Raw genomic sequence first — 13,449 nt, 5'->3', positions numbered from 1 at the left:
GATTATGCCAGAGCCTCCCAGAAAAACTCCACGCGGGCAGTACGACCATCGTCGGACCAACTGGCATTACGCCCCAACTGACGGACCAGACTTACACCGCGCCCCGACAAACGGACAGGATCCACGGGGCGCTCCAGCACTCGGTCAACATCAAATCCCTTGCCGCTGTCCTCGACGCGAATCACCAGGCAACCGCCCTCGCCTTGCGGCATGACTTGCAGGTGCACGCGCACATAACCGTCCTGCAACTCATCGAGACGCGCATTGCGCTGCTGATAATAATGACCAAACCCAGTGGCACTGCGCTTGAGGCTTGAGTCCAGGCCCAGCACGCCATGCTCCAGGGCATTGGAATACAACTCGGCCAACACACTGTAGAGCGCCCCGCTCTGCGCCCGCAGGCCGTGAACCTCAAGCAACAGTTGCAGCAAGTACGGCAGCGGGTTGAAGCGCTTGAGCGTGGCGGCGCGAAACTCGAAACTCACCGACCAGTCCAGCGGGCAGGACTGGCCGCTGTCGGAATAGACCGGCGCGGGCGGACTCAGCTGAGCCGGCTCCAACAGACTGACCTCGACCATGCTCACATCGTCGCGGGCCTCGCCACCAAAGTCCCGCAGCGCTTGCTGGATGTCTTCGAACAGCGCATCCGGCTGACGATTGGCCGCAAACACCTGCTGCAAACGCTGCACGCCAAACAGCTGTTCATTGGCATCGCAGGTATCGATCACCCCGTCGGACAACAGGAAAACCCGATCCCCCAGCGCCATCGGAAACACTTCGGTGCGGTCATCGAACGTTTGCGGGCTCAACACGCCAAGCGGCAAGTGCCGGGCGATCAGCGGCGTGCGCTCACCGCTGGCGATATTGTGCAGATAACCGTCCGGCATGCCGCCGTTCCAGACTTCCACCGAACGACGCTGAAAGCTCAGGCACAGCAGCGTCGCACAACAGAACATGTCCACCGGCAGGATCCGCTTGAGCTTGGCATTCATCTCGCGCAGGGTTTCCGCCAGGCCGTAGCCCTTGGCAGTCATGCCGTAGAAGACTTCGGCCAACGGCATCGCGCCGACGGCGGCCGGCAAGCCATGGCCGGTGAAGTCGCCGAGCAACACATGCATGTCGCCGGCCGGGGTGAACGCGGCCAGCAGCAAATCACCGTTGAACAGTGCGTAAGGCGATTGCAGATAGCGAATATTGGGCGCGTTCAGGCAACCGGAATGCGCCACTTTGTCGAATACAGCCTTGGCCACCCGTTGCTCATTGAGCAAATAGTCGTGGTGCCGGGCGATCTGGTCACGCTGCTGCAACACGGTTGCCTGCAACCGCCGCAAGCGGTCCATCGCCTTGATCTTGGCGGCAAGAATCACCTGGTTGTACGGCTTCGCCAGAAAATCGTCACCCCCGACTTCCAGACAGCGAGCCAGAGCTTCGCTTTCGGACAGCGACGTGAGAAAGATGATTGGCACCAGGTTTTCGCCCGCCAGCGCCTTGATCTGTTGTGCGGCCTCGAAACCGTCCATCACCGGCATCATTGCGTCCATCAACACCAGTTGCGGACGTTGCAGGCGAAACGCCTCGACCGCTTCGGCACCGTTGGCGGCCGTCAGCACCTGATGGCCCTGACGCCGGACAATACTCGACAACAGCATGCGGTCGGCCGCGCTGTCTTCGGCGATCAGGATCGTCAGCGATTCGAGTGCAGGCTGCACGGCGATCAACTGATGTCGAACAGTTTGTCGAAATTGGAAATGGCGAGGATCTTCTTCACGTCGGAACTGCTGTTGACCACGCGAATATCGGAATTTTCGCCACCGGCGTGGTCACGCAACAGCAGCAGCATGCCCAGCGCGGAACTGTCGAGGTAGGTCGCTTCCTTCAAGTCGACAACGACCTCGGCCAGATCACGGCTTTCGTAGGACTCACGAAATGCCTGATGCTTGGCGAAATCGAAGCGTCCCTTGATCGATATCGTCAGTTTTTGTCCATCCGGCGAGACTTCTGTAACGACTGACATGTCATGGCTTCCTTGTCATTGGTAAACCTGCTTGTACAAGGTTTAGCATTTGGTAGAGGTTGGGGCAAGGTTTGGCATTGTGGTGGCCCTCGGATCGCTATCGCGGGCAAGCCCTGCTCCTACAGGCTCGGTTTCACTCTGGAAATCACCTCAATCCTGTAGGAGCAAGGCTTGCCCGCGATGAACGATACTGCGGCCCAGCTGATTCAATACGCATCCTGACGCGGCAATCGCTGGGACAATTCATCCAGCAGCTTTTGCTCGCGTTTGTCTTCGAGTGCCCGCGCCTCATCGGCGTAGCGCTGAACCAGTTTGCGCAAGCCTTCGACCCGGGCGAACGCCTGTTGCCAGGTGTCCCGTGCCTTGTTCAGGTTGTTCTGGTGCCAGGCCAGGCTTTGTCGCTGTTGATCAATGGCCGTGCCCAACTGCGCGAGAAAGCCCTGATAGCCGAGCAACCACTGGCCCGACACACCGCTGCTGCCGCGCACGATCCACTGTTCTTGATAATCGAGGCGAAAGGCTTCGAGGTCGGCGAGTTTGCTTTCGGCCAAACGCACTTGCCCCTGAAAGTGTCCCAGACGCTGGACCGCGGTTTTCTCGGCCTTCTCGGCCATTTCCACCACGGGTGCCAGACGCCCTGCTCGAGTCTGGGCCATGACCGGTTAGCCGCCCGCCGCAGGCGCGAAGATCGAGGCGAGATACGCTTCGCTTTCGCCCAGGCTGATGCTGTCGTTGAGGCCCTGGCGCAGGTATTTGACCAGTTGCGGTTGCAGGGAAATCGCCAGGTCGGTCTCGCGATCACCACCGGCGACGTAAGCGCCGACGCTGATCAGGTCACGACTCTGCTGATAGCGCGACCACAACTGCTTGAAGTACTGCGCGCGCATCATGTGTTCCGGCGACACCACCGCCGGCATCACCCGGCTGATGGACGCCTCGATATCGATGGCCGGGTAATGACCTTCTTCCGCCAATCGCCGCGACAGCACGATGTGCCCGTCGAGCACGCCTCGCGCCGAGTCGGCAATCGGATCTTGCTGGTCATCGCCTTCGGACAGCACGGTGTAGAACGCCGTGATCGAACCGCCGCCCTTCTCGGCGTTACCGGCCCGCTCAACCAGTTTCGGCAATTTGGCGAACACCGATGGCGGATAGCCCTTGGTTGCCGGCGGCTCGCCAATGGCCAGGGCGATTTCCCGCTGGGCCTGGGCGAATCGCGTCAGCGAATCCATCAGCAACAGGACGTTCTTGCCCTTGTCGCGGAAATACTCGGCGATTCGTGTGCAGTACATGGCGGCGCGCAGACGCATCAGCGGCGCATCGTCCGCCGGGGACGCCACCACCACCGAACGCTTGAGCCCTTCTTCACCGAGAATGTGCTCGATGAACTCTTTAACTTCACGACCCCGCTCACCGATCAGCCCGACGACAATGATGTCGGCCTCGGTGAAGCGGGTCATCATGCCCAGCAGCACGGATTTACCGACACCAGTACCGGCGAACAGGCCGAGACGCTGACCGCGACCCACCGTCAACATGCCGTTGATGCAACGGATGCCCACGTCCAGCGGCTCGCTGATCGGTTCACGCTTGAGCGGGTTGATGGTCGGGCCGTCCATCGGCACCCAGTCTTCGGCCTTCATCCCGCCCTTGCCGTCAAGCGCACGACCGGCGCCATCGAGCACGCGCCCGAGCATGCTCATGCCCATCGGCAAACGACCGGTATCGGAAAGCGGAACGACGCGAGCACCGGGCGCGATGCCGGCAACACTGCCCACCGGCATCAGAAAAACCTTGCTGCCGGAGAAGCCCATGACTTCGGCTTCGACCTGCACCGGGTGATAGCTGTCGTCGTTGATGACCATGCAGCGGCTGCCCATGGCAGCGCGCAAGCCTTCGGCTTCGAGGGTCAGGCCAACCATGCGCAACAGGCGCCCTTCGAGGATCGGCGCGCCGGCCAGTTCCGTGGCCTCGGCGTAGCTACCGAGGCGCTTGGCGAAACTGGTGCGTTCAAGGCGCATCGGGAAGGTCCGGATCGGCAGCGGCTGCGGGTTTACTTTCGATCGGCAGTTCAAGGCTCACGTCCGGCGCGGCCGGGTGCAAGGCCTGCTCGTGGAGCTGATCGAACAGTTTGTCCATGACCTGTTTGACGCGGGTTTCCACCGTGGCATCGATGCGACTGTGCTCGGTCTCGACCCGGCAACCGCCGGGCAACAAGGATTCGTCCTCGACGATGCGCCAGGTTTCTTCATGGCGTTCGCGCAGTGCTTTGACCTGTTCGAAATCCTGCGGATTGATGTACAGCCGCACATTGCCTACGCCCAGCGGCAACAGCTTGAGGGCTTCGCGCATGACGTGTTCGATCTGCGTCGAGTCGATGGCCAGTTCGCGCTGAATCACCTGTTTGGTGATGTGCTGCACGAGGTCGACCAACGACTTTTCAATCTGGGTATCTTGTTCGGCGATAGGCTCGAACAGGTGCGCCATCAGCTGTTCCAGCCCGGCGATCTTGGCCGATAGCGCCACTTCAGCTTCCTGGCGGACCCTGAGCGTGGTGCTGTGGAAACCTTCTTTCTCACCCACCGCGAAGCCTTCGTTATAGGCTTCCTGGCGAATGCTTTCGAGTTCTTCAAGGGTCAGTGGCTGGACTTCCTCCAGCGGCACTTCTTCCATTTCCGGCGGTTCGGGTTCCGGCTCCGGTTCAGGCTCGGGTGCCGGCGGGTCGAAACTGGGCAGCGCCCAGGTATCGAAACCACTGACATCCCTGGCCCGGATCAGGTCAGTGGTTGAATCATCATGCTTGGCCATGGTGTTAGATCATTTCCTCGCCGCCCTTGCCACCGAGAACGATTTCCCCGGCCTCGGCCATACGACGGGCGATAGTGAGGATTTCTTTCTGCGCGGTTTCCACGTCGCTGACGCGTACCGGGCCTTTGGCTTCCAGGTCGTCGCGCAACAGTTCGGCCGCACGCTTGGACATGTTCTTGAAGATCTTTTCCTTGACGCCTTCGTCCGAACCCTTGAGGGCCAGCACCAGCACGTCGGAAGACACTTCGCGCAACAGTGCCTGGATACCGCGGTCGTCGACATCGGCCAGGTTGTTGAACACGAACATGAGGTCTTCGATCTGACCGGACAGGTCTTCGTCGACTTCGCGGATCGAGTCCATGAGCTGGCCTTCGATCGAGCTGTCGAGGAAGTTCATGATGTCGGCCGCACGCTTGATGCCGCCCAGCGTGGTACGCGAAGCGTTCGAGTTGCCGGAGAACTGCTTCTCGAGAATCTGGTTGAGTTCTTTCAGCGCCGCAGGCTGCACGGTGTTCAGCGACGAGACGCGCAGGATGATGTCCAGGCGCACCTTGTGGTCGAAGTTGCCGAGTACTTCACCGGCCTGATCCGGGTCGAGGTAAGCCACCACGATCGCCTGGATCTGCGGGTGCTCGTAACGGATCACGTCGGCAACCGCGCGCGGTTCCATCCACTTCAGGCTGTCGAGGCCGCTGGTGTTGCCACCCAGCAGGATGCGGTCGATCAGGCCGTTGGCCTTGTCTTCGCCCAGTGCCTGGGTGAGCATTTTGCGCACGTAGTCGTCGGAGCCGACGCCCAGGCTGGTCTGGTCGCCGACGATGTCGACGAACTCACTCATCACCTGTTCGACCTGCTCGCGGTGCACGTTACCCATCTGCGCCATGGCCACGCCCACACGCTGGACCTCTTTGGGTCCCATGTGGCGCAGCACCTGGGCGGCGTCGGTAGAGCCAAGGGACAGCAGCAGGATTGCGGCTTTGTCGACCTTGGACAGCTTGGCGGCAACGGCTCGGTTATCACTCATCTGCGTTAATCCACTCTTTCACGACCTGGGCCACACGACCCGGGTCTTCTGCCACCAGACTCTTGATTGCGTTCAACTGCGCGTCATAGCCTTCGCTCGGGCTCGGCAGCAGGATGCTTTGCGGGCCGCCGAGGCTGACGCGGTCGTTGGCCAGTTCGCCGTCCAGGCCGCCCATGCCACCCAACTCGACGTCGCTGCCGATGCCGGCCAGTTGTTTGTCTTTGCCGCCACCGGTGATGTTGTTGAGCACCGGACGCAGCACACCGAACACCAGCACCAGGATGAACAGGACACCCATGACTTGCTTGACGATGTCCCAGAACCACGGCTGGGAGTAGAACGGAATATCGGCAATCACTTCGCCGCGATCGGCGGAGAACGGCATGTTGATCACGCTGACGCTGTCGCCACGGCTGGCGTCGAAACCGACCGCGTCCTGCACCAGGCGAGTGAAGCGCGCCAATTCATCGGCGGTCCACGGCGCGCGGGTGGTTTCACCGTTGGCCGGGTTGATCTTGACCTGATCGTCCACCACTACCGACACCGACAGGCGATTCAATCGGCCCTGCTGCTGTTTGGTGTGGCTGATGGAACGGTCGAGTTCGAAGTTCTTGGTGGACTGTTGACGCTTGTCCGCCGGGTACGGCGCCAACATCGGCTGGCCGGTGGCCGGGTCCATGATTTGCTGGCCGTTGGCATCGATCAGTGGCTGGCCTGGTTGCACCATGCCGGCAGCAGGCGCAGCGCCCGCAGTCGTTTGCGGCGCGGAGGCCGGCGATGGCGGCTGGTTGCTCAAGGCACCCGGCACACCTTGCGGACCATTGCTGGCGGTGCGTTGTTCGTTGACCGACTGCTCGCTGCGCAACGCCGGTTGGTCCGGGTTGAACTGCTCGGAAGTTGACTCGACGGCACTGAAGTCAACGTCGGCCGAGACTTCGGCTTTATAGCGATCATTGCCCAGCACCGGTTGCAGGATGTTGTGCACACGCTGGGTGAGCATGCTTTCCATGCGACGGCTGTAATCGAATTGCTTGCCGGCCATGGTCAGTTCGGAATTTTCCGCCTGATCGGAAAGCAGGTTGCCCTTCTGGTCGACCACGGTGATCTGCGACTTGCTCAACTCAGGAACGCTGGTCGCCACCAGATTGATGATGGCAACCACCTGACCCGGCTCCAGCGACCGGCCGGAGTACAGCTCAACCAGTACCGAAGCACTCGGCTTGCGCTCGTCGCGCACGAACACCGAACTCTTCGGAATCGCCAGGTGCACGCGGGCGCCCTTGACATTGTTCAGGCTGGAAATCGTGCGCGCCAGTTCACCTTCGAGGCCACGACGATAGCGCGTGGCTTCCATGAACTGGCTGGTACCCAGGCCTTGTTCTTTATCGAGGATTTCAAAACCGATGTTGCCATCGCTGGGAGTGACACCAGCGCCCGCGAGTTTGAGTCGCGCACGGGACAGGTCTTCGGCCTTGACCAGCAAGGCACCGGAATTCGGTTCGACGGTGTAGGGAATATCGGCGGCGGCCAGGGTGTCCATGACCTGCTTGGCGTCCATACCGGCAAGGCTGCCATACAGCGGACGGTAGTCCGGCTGCTGGGACCACAACACCACGGCAAAGCCAATCGCCACGCTCGCGGCCAGGCCGACCAACAGGCCCACCTGACGCAGCATGGTCATCTCGGAGAGGTTTTCCAGGAAGGACAGACCGAACAGCGGCGGCTTGCCGTCTATCGGTGTGGCCTTGGCCGGAACATTATCGGCGACTGCTTCTGCCATGACTCAATCTCGTCCTTAAACCGGCATCTGCATGATGTCTTGGTAAGCCTGAACCAGCTTGTTACGCACCTGGGTCAACGCCTGGAAAGACACGCTGGCCTTCTGCGAGGAAATCATCACGTCCGTCAGGTCGACGCCGCTCTTGCCGATCTCGAAGGCACTGGCCAACTGACTGGAAGCCTGCTGGGTGTCGTTCACTTTATTGACGGCCTGACCGAGCATGTCGGAAAAGCTGCTGCCATTCAGTTCAGGGACGGCGGCAGTCGATTTCGGCGCAGACATGGCGTCCATTTGCATGGAGCGCATATCCAGCATCAACCGATTGAATTCAATACCTTGGCTCATGATTTCTCTCTTTGGCGGCCCGCAATTTTTTGACGCTCACTCGGCGGGTACTGAGGTGTTAGCAACAAGGGTGCCAGCTTTCGAGACGATCCCCCTGTAGGAGCGAGCCTGCTCGCGATGGACGCAAGAGCAGCGCGTTTATCCTGAAACCCCGCGCAATCGTTAACGACCATCGCGAGCAAGCTCGCTCCTACAGGAATAGGGTCAGGTGGCGAACAGATAGGCTTCCACATCCATTCCCGCATCACGCATCTGCGCCAGCTTGTATCGCAAGGTGCGCGGGCTGATGCCCAGGCGCTCGGCGGCCTCTTTGCGACGGCCACGCTCGGTGCGCAGGGTGTCGATGATCATCTGGAACTCGCGACGACGCAGGTCATCCCCCAACGCTCCGGCAGACTCGGCATCGACTTCCAGTGGACGCACCGGTACCGGCGCCAATGACGGCAACGGCGCGCAGGCGACCGGCCCGGCCAGACAGAAATCCTGCGGCTGAATCAGGCCGCCCTGTTGCAGGATCAGCGCGCGCTGAATCGCGTTGTCCAGCTCACGCACATTGCCCGGCCACGGGTAACCGATCAGGCACGCTTGCGCCTCGGGCGACAGTCGCGCCGCGGCATGCTTCATTTTATTGACGTGCTTGGCAAGCAGCCGCTCGGCCAGCGGCAGGATATCGGCGGTGCGCTCGCGCAACGGACGCCACGCCAGTGGAAACACCGACAGGCGATAGTAAAGGTCTTCACGGAAACGCCCCGCCGCCACTTCCCCGGCCAGGTCACGGTTGGTGGTCGCGACCACGCGGATGTCCAGAGTGATCGGCTTGCGCGCGCCGACGCGTTCGACCTCGCGCTCTTGCAGCACGCGCAGCAGTTTGGCTTGCAGGCCAAGAGGCATTTCGGAGATTTCGTCGAGCAGGATGGTCCCGCCATCGGCCTGTTCGAACTTGCCGGCCTGCGCGGCAATGGCGCCGGTGAACGAGCCTTTTTCGTGGCCGAACAGTGTGGCCTCGAGCATGTTGTCGGGGATCGCCGCGCAGTTGATCGCAATGAACGGCTGACTGGCGCGATGGGAATGCTGATGGATGTAGCGCGCCAGCACTTCCTTGCCCGTCCCGGACTCGCCGGAGATCAATACCGTGGAATCACTGCGAGCTACCCGCGCGGCCAGGTCCAGCAGCTGCGCACTGGCCGGCTCCAAAGCCACCGGCCCTTCGCTGTCGGCGTTGCCGAGACTGCCCAGCGCATGCCGGGCGACCAGATCGAGCAAGGCCTTGGGTTCGAAAGGCTTGACCAGATAATCTGCCGCGCCCTGACGCATCGCATCCACTGCGCGCTCCACGGCACCGTGCGCCGTCATCAGCAACACCGGCAGTTGCGGCTGGCGCGCCCGCAGCAAGCCCAGCAGTTGATGACCATCCATGCCCGGCATGTTGACGTCGCTGAGCACCAGGTTGAACGCCTCGGCCTCGACTGCGGCCAAGGCTTCTTCCGCCGAACCGACGGCTGTGTATTCGTGACCGGCGAGCAACAGCGTATCGGCCAGTGCTTCGCGTAAAGCGCGGTCATCCTCGACCAGTAGAACCTTGATACCCATGACTTTCACTCCGCTCCCTGAGCGCTGCTTTTTTCGCTGACAAACAGCGGCAGGATGACCTGCGCACACGTGCCTCGGCCCACCCGCGAACGCAATTGCAACTCGCCCTGATGGGCACGGGCAACTGCCTTGACCACGGTCAGGCCGAGGCCGGTGCCGGTGGCCTTGGTGGTGAAAAACGGTTCACCCAGACGCGCCAGCACAACGCCGTCGATCCCGCTGCCGCTGTCGCTGACGCACACACGCAAGTGGTTGTCCCGGGTATACAGATGGACCTTGAGGCGCACGTCACCGGCACTGGCCTGAATAGCATTTTCGATGAGATTGAGGATGGCCCCGACCAGGGTGTCGCGACTGCACAGCAACTCGCCGGCATGGCTGTCGCACTGCCAGCGGATAGGCAGGTCCTGCACATGGGTCAGGGCTGCCGCCTGCAGCGACTGCATCAATTGTTTGGGGCTTACGCGATCGGTCAGCGGCAATTCACCGCGTGCAAATACCAGCATGTCGCGCACCTGATGTTCCAGTTCGTGCAGGCGCTCTTTGAGGCGTCCGGCAAAACGCTGCTGCGTCTCGACCGGCAATTCCTGCTCAGTCAAATGACTGGCGTAGAGCAGCGCGGCGGACAAGGGCGTACGAATCTGGTGAGCGAGCGACGCAACCATGCGCCCGAGAGAGGACAGTCGCTCGTGGCGCGCCAGCTGATCTTGCAGGTGACGGGTTTCAGTCAGGTCGTTGAGCAACACCAGTTGACCGGGTTCGGCATCCAGCGAGCGCGTGGCAATCGACAAACGCCGACCGTCCTTGAGTGAGACTTCATGACCGTCGTCTTCGCGAGGCGCAAAGCAGCGGGCAATGACATGCCGCCACAACTCGCCTTCCAGCGGCAGACCGAGCAGTTCGCAGGCTGCCGGGTTGGCTTCGCGCACGATGCCCTGGGCGTCGATGACGATGACGCCACCGGGCAACAGGTCGAGAAGGTTCTGTAGACGGTTGGCCAGGCGTTCTTTTTCCGCCAGCTCCTGCATGCGCTGGGCGCTGACCACGGCCAGTTCACCCTTGAGCTCGGTGACCCGGGCTTCGAGCATGCTGTAGGAACTGGTCAACTGACTGGACATCTGGTTGAACAGGGCGAATGCCTGCTCGAGGCCAAGCCGGCTTGCCTGTTCTACGGACGACGATTGCCCCAGGGCATTAGGGACAGGAGACATCTGGGCGACTTGGGGCATCGTGCTCTCTCGCTTGGCTGACCGTCAGTGAAACGGAACGTTGCGAGGGACGTAGCAATACCCGTGCCTAAAAAAAACTGCTTATAAATAAATCACTTGAAAAACAGGCGTCAATCATCCGCCTGCTCATCTCCGTCACGACGGCTCATGCCGTACTTGCGCATCTTTTCCACCAGCGTGGTGCGGCGGATACGCAGACGTTCGGCGGCACGCGCCACAATGCCATTGGCATCGTCCAGCGCCTGCTGGATCAAGCCTTGCTCCAGACCACCGAGGTAGTCCTTCAGGTCCAGGCCTTCCGGCGGCAGCATGGCGTTGGCCGTGAAGTCCGGAGTATGACCGTTGATGGCCACCCGCTCTTCAAGATCGCTGCGCAAGCTGTCGACCAGTTGCTCGTCTTCGTCGTCGACGTAGCGGAATTTCTTCGGCAACTCGACCACGCCGATCACCCCGTACGGATGCATGATCGCCATGCGCTCCACCAGGTTCGCCAGCTCACGGACGTTGCCCGGCCAACCGTGACGACACAGCGACATGATGGCGGCGGAGTTGAAGCGGATCGAACCGCGCTTCTCATGCTCCATGCGCGAGATCAGCTCGTTCATCAGCAGCGGGATATCTTCGACGCGCTCACGCAGCGGCGCCATCTCGATCGGGAACACGTTCAAGCGGTAGTACAAGTCTTCGCGGAAGGTACCGATCTCGATCATGCTTTCGAGATTCTTGTGGGTCGCCGCAATGATGCGCACGTCGACGCTCTGGGTCTTGTTGCTGCCCACGCGTTCGAAGGTGCGCTCCTGCAATACGCGCAGCAACTTGACCTGCATCGGCAGCGGCATGTCGCCGATTTCATCGAGGAACAGGGTGCCGCCGTTGGCCAGTTCGAAACGCCCGGCTCGGCTGGTGATCGCGCCGGTGAAGGCGCCCTTCTCGTGACCGAACAATTCGCTTTCGAGCAGTTCAGCCGGGATCGCCCCACAGTTGACAGGCACGAACGGCGCTTCACGGCGCTTGGAATGGTAATGCAGGTTACGCGCGACCACTTCCTTGCCGGTCCCGGACTCACCGAGGATCAGCACGCTGGCGTCGGTGTCGGCCACTTGCTGCATCATCTGACGGACGTGCTGGATCGCCCGGCTGGTGCCGACGAGGCTGCGGAAAAGATTGGGTTCGCGATGACGACCGCGCTCGCGGGCCTGGTCGTACATTTCGCGGTAGACCTGGGCACGGTGCAGCGAGTCGAGCAGTTTGCTGTAGCTGGGCGGCATTTCGAGCGTCGAAAGTACCCGGCGACGCTGATCGTCCGGCAGGTCAATGGAAGAATTATCGCCCATTAACAAAACCGGAAGGAACTCATCCCATGTCGCGAGTGTCTTTAGCAAGCCCATGAGTGCGCCAGGAGCGTTGACCGTCCCGATAAGGACACAGATCACTTCACGACTAGACGATAAAGAGCCGACAGCCTGCTGCCAGTCGTGGCTACCGCAGGGTAAATTTTCTTCGCCGAGAAAATTTAAAATCACCGCCAGGTCGCGGCGGCGGACGCTATCGTCATCTATCAGCAGAATTTTGGTTTCACGCCACATGCAATAGCAACTTCCCTAGTCAACTCAATGCCCAAAATGCTGGGGCAAGCTAAACGCTTGCAGGCAGGATATGCCTGAAGACGACTGATATCTGGAGCCAGCCACTAGTTAAGTCAAAAAACCGTGCACAGTCAAATTTATGGCGCACTATGTTTGGATTAACTGGCGTCAATTAACCAAACAGATGGTAAACCTTTGATGCCTTTTGTGCTTGGTTGATCTGCGACATCTCGTCGACTATCGCCTGACGCTCACCCATGGTCGCGGTCAGCAACTCCTTGTACACCGCCAGCAACCCCTCAAGATTACTGCGTACCGCCTCTTCATCGATCGGTACCTCACTGAGCACCTCGTCGACACATTCGCGACAGGTCGTATCGAGTTCGCCAATCGCGTCCCAATTACGCGCCGCCAGGGCATCGATCAGGGCTTCGCGGGTTTCTTCTATGCGCCGCAGTGCTTGACTCATGACGTCATCCTCGGCCGTCAGGCCTGTGGGCTGGCAATCGCATCCCAACCGCTTTTCAAGGTTTCGAGCAAACCCGATACTTCGTCGATGATTGCTACATCGTTGCTGGTATTGGCTTCCATCAACCGGTTGGTCATGTACGCGTACAAGCTGTCGAGTTGCTGGATCGAAGCAGGGTCCTCGGCCTTCTCCGGAGTCAAGCCGTCACGCAGCCCGATGATGATGTCAGTGGCCTTACCCAGCATCAAACCCTTGAGTGCGATGTCACCCCGCTCCAGGGCGCCCTTGGCTTGAGCCATGCGGTCCAGGCCACCTTCCATCAGCATCTGTACCAGGCGATGGGGATTGGCTTCAGAGATCTGGGCATGGGAATTGACCTTCTGATATTGGCGAAGGGCTCTCATGGGGTTCATGTTTCTACCTCGTGACAGACAACAGCTTGAAATTAGGAAGGCTCTGATCTTTATGTCGACTGAGCGACACATAACTTTAACGCAGACCCGCCACCAATGAAAAAACCCAGACGCTGTCATGACAGACTGCCTGGGTTAATGAGATGGTCACCCCCACACCCTGCGAGGGCTACGCTTTCGCAGGGTGTTTT

At 60.6% G+C, this 13,449-nt stretch carries 13 protein-coding genes; all 13 read right to left on the bottom strand.

What is annotated here, in order from left to right; genetic code table 11:
- Positions 1 to 2: 2 nt before the first annotated feature.
- Complete coding sequence (locus ACW9JC_RS08250; protein ID WP_457454597.1) at positions 3 to 1,709, bottom strand: ATP-binding SpoIIE family protein phosphatase; 1,707 nt, start codon at positions 1,707 to 1,709, stop codon at positions 3 to 5.
- A 5-nt stretch (positions 1,710 to 1,714) separates the two neighbouring features.
- On the bottom strand, positions 1,715 to 2,014 hold the full coding sequence (locus ACW9JC_RS08245) for an STAS domain-containing protein (RefSeq protein WP_457454595.1): 300 nt from the start codon (positions 2,012 to 2,014) through the stop codon (positions 1,715 to 1,717).
- A 206-nt stretch (positions 2,015 to 2,220) separates the two neighbouring features.
- Complete coding sequence (gene fliJ, locus ACW9JC_RS08240; protein ID WP_338582387.1) at positions 2,221 to 2,670, bottom strand: flagellar export protein FliJ; 450 nt, start codon at positions 2,668 to 2,670, stop codon at positions 2,221 to 2,223.
- A gap of 6 nt (positions 2,671 to 2,676) precedes the next feature.
- Entirely contained in the window at positions 2,677 to 4,035 is a 1,359-nt protein-coding gene (gene fliI / locus ACW9JC_RS08235) for a flagellar protein export ATPase FliI (RefSeq protein WP_150704815.1), read from the bottom strand.
- Positions 4,025 to 4,822: a flagellar assembly protein FliH gene (gene fliH / locus ACW9JC_RS08230; protein ID WP_457454593.1), complete on the bottom strand. Its 798-nt coding sequence runs from the start codon at positions 4,820 to 4,822 to the stop codon at positions 4,025 to 4,027. Before fliH ends, fliI begins: the two co-directional genes overlap by 11 nt.
- 4 nt (positions 4,823 to 4,826) lie before the next feature.
- A complete protein-coding gene (fliG, locus tag ACW9JC_RS08225) occupies positions 4,827 to 5,846 on the bottom strand; it encodes a flagellar motor switch protein FliG (RefSeq protein WP_007983391.1) in 1,020 nt (339 codons plus the stop codon).
- A complete protein-coding gene (fliF, locus tag ACW9JC_RS08220) occupies positions 5,839 to 7,626 on the bottom strand; it encodes a flagellar basal-body MS-ring/collar protein FliF (protein ID WP_338582389.1) in 1,788 nt (595 codons plus the stop codon). The genes fliG and fliF overlap by 8 nt, the downstream gene beginning before the upstream one ends.
- Positions 7,627 to 7,641: 15 nt before the next feature.
- The gene (gene fliE / locus ACW9JC_RS08215; protein ID WP_338582390.1) at positions 7,642 to 7,971 is read right to left on the bottom strand and encodes a flagellar hook-basal body complex protein FliE; all 330 of its coding nucleotides are present in this window, start codon (positions 7,969 to 7,971) and stop codon (positions 7,642 to 7,644) included.
- Positions 7,972 to 8,175: 204 nt separating this feature from the next.
- A complete protein-coding gene (gene fleR, locus ACW9JC_RS08210; RefSeq protein WP_457454590.1) occupies positions 8,176 to 9,561 on the bottom strand; it encodes a sigma-54-dependent response regulator transcription factor FleR in 1,386 nt (461 codons plus the stop codon).
- 5 nt (positions 9,562 to 9,566) lie between these two features.
- A complete protein-coding gene (locus ACW9JC_RS08205; protein ID WP_457454624.1) occupies positions 9,567 to 10,772 on the bottom strand; it encodes a sensor histidine kinase in 1,206 nt (401 codons plus the stop codon).
- Between the two features lie 128 nt (positions 10,773 to 10,900).
- Positions 10,901 to 12,376, bottom strand: coding sequence for a sigma-54 dependent transcriptional regulator (locus ACW9JC_RS08200; RefSeq protein WP_338582392.1), 1,476 nt, complete (start codon positions 12,374 to 12,376; stop codon positions 10,901 to 10,903).
- Positions 12,377 to 12,548: 172 nt separating this feature from the next.
- On the bottom strand, positions 12,549 to 12,845 hold the full coding sequence (gene fliT / locus ACW9JC_RS08195) for a flagellar protein FliT (protein WP_457454588.1): 297 nt from the start codon (positions 12,843 to 12,845) through the stop codon (positions 12,549 to 12,551).
- Between the two features lie 17 nt (positions 12,846 to 12,862).
- Positions 12,863 to 13,258, bottom strand: a complete 396-nt coding sequence (gene fliS / locus ACW9JC_RS08190) for a flagellar export chaperone FliS (RefSeq protein ID WP_457454587.1) — start codon at positions 13,256 to 13,258, stop codon at positions 12,863 to 12,865.
- Between the last annotated feature and the right edge of the window lie 191 nt (positions 13,259 to 13,449).

The sequence above is a fragment of the Pseudomonas sp. SDO5591_S426 genome (assembly GCF_054070755.1).
The sequence above is the reverse complement of the archived record's forward strand: the minus strand, read 5'-3'. Positions and strand labels throughout refer to the sequence as shown.

Excerpts from the sequence above, each read along its gene's own strand:
- ACW9JC_RS08245 (WP_457454595.1), bottom strand. The coding sequence starts at position 2,014 with ATGTCAGTCGTTACAGAAGTCTCGCCGGATGGACAAAAACTGACGATA.
- fliJ (WP_338582387.1), bottom strand. The coding sequence starts at position 2,670 with ATGGCCCAGACTCGAGCAGGGCGTCTGGCACCCGTGGTGGAAATGGCC.
- fliI (WP_150704815.1), bottom strand. The coding sequence starts at position 4,035 with ATGCGCCTTGAACGCACCAGTTTCGCCAAGCGCCTCGGTAGCTACGCC.
- fliH (WP_457454593.1), bottom strand. The coding sequence starts at position 4,822 with ATGGCCAAGCATGATGATTCAACCACTGACCTGATCCGGGCCAGGGAT.
- fliG (WP_007983391.1), bottom strand. The coding sequence starts at position 5,846 with ATGAGTGATAACCGAGCCGTTGCCGCCAAGCTGTCCAAGGTCGACAAA.
- fliF (WP_338582389.1), bottom strand. The coding sequence starts at position 7,626 with ATGGCAGAAGCAGTCGCCGATAATGTTCCGGCCAAGGCCACACCGATA.
- fliE (WP_338582390.1), bottom strand. The coding sequence starts at position 7,971 with ATGAGCCAAGGTATTGAATTCAATCGGTTGATGCTGGATATGCGCTCC.
- fleR (WP_457454590.1), bottom strand. The coding sequence starts at position 9,561 with ATGGGTATCAAGGTTCTACTGGTCGAGGATGACCGCGCTTTACGCGAA.
- ACW9JC_RS08205 (WP_457454624.1), bottom strand. The coding sequence starts at position 10,772 with ATGTCTCCTGTCCCTAATGCCCTGGGGCAATCGTCGTCCGTAGAACAG.
- ACW9JC_RS08200 (WP_338582392.1), bottom strand. The coding sequence starts at position 12,376 with ATGTGGCGTGAAACCAAAATTCTGCTGATAGATGACGATAGCGTCCGC.
- fliT (WP_457454588.1), bottom strand. The coding sequence starts at position 12,845 with ATGAGTCAAGCACTGCGGCGCATAGAAGAAACCCGCGAAGCCCTGATC.
- fliS (WP_457454587.1), bottom strand. The coding sequence starts at position 13,258 with ATGAACCCCATGAGAGCCCTTCGCCAATATCAGAAGGTCAATTCCCAT.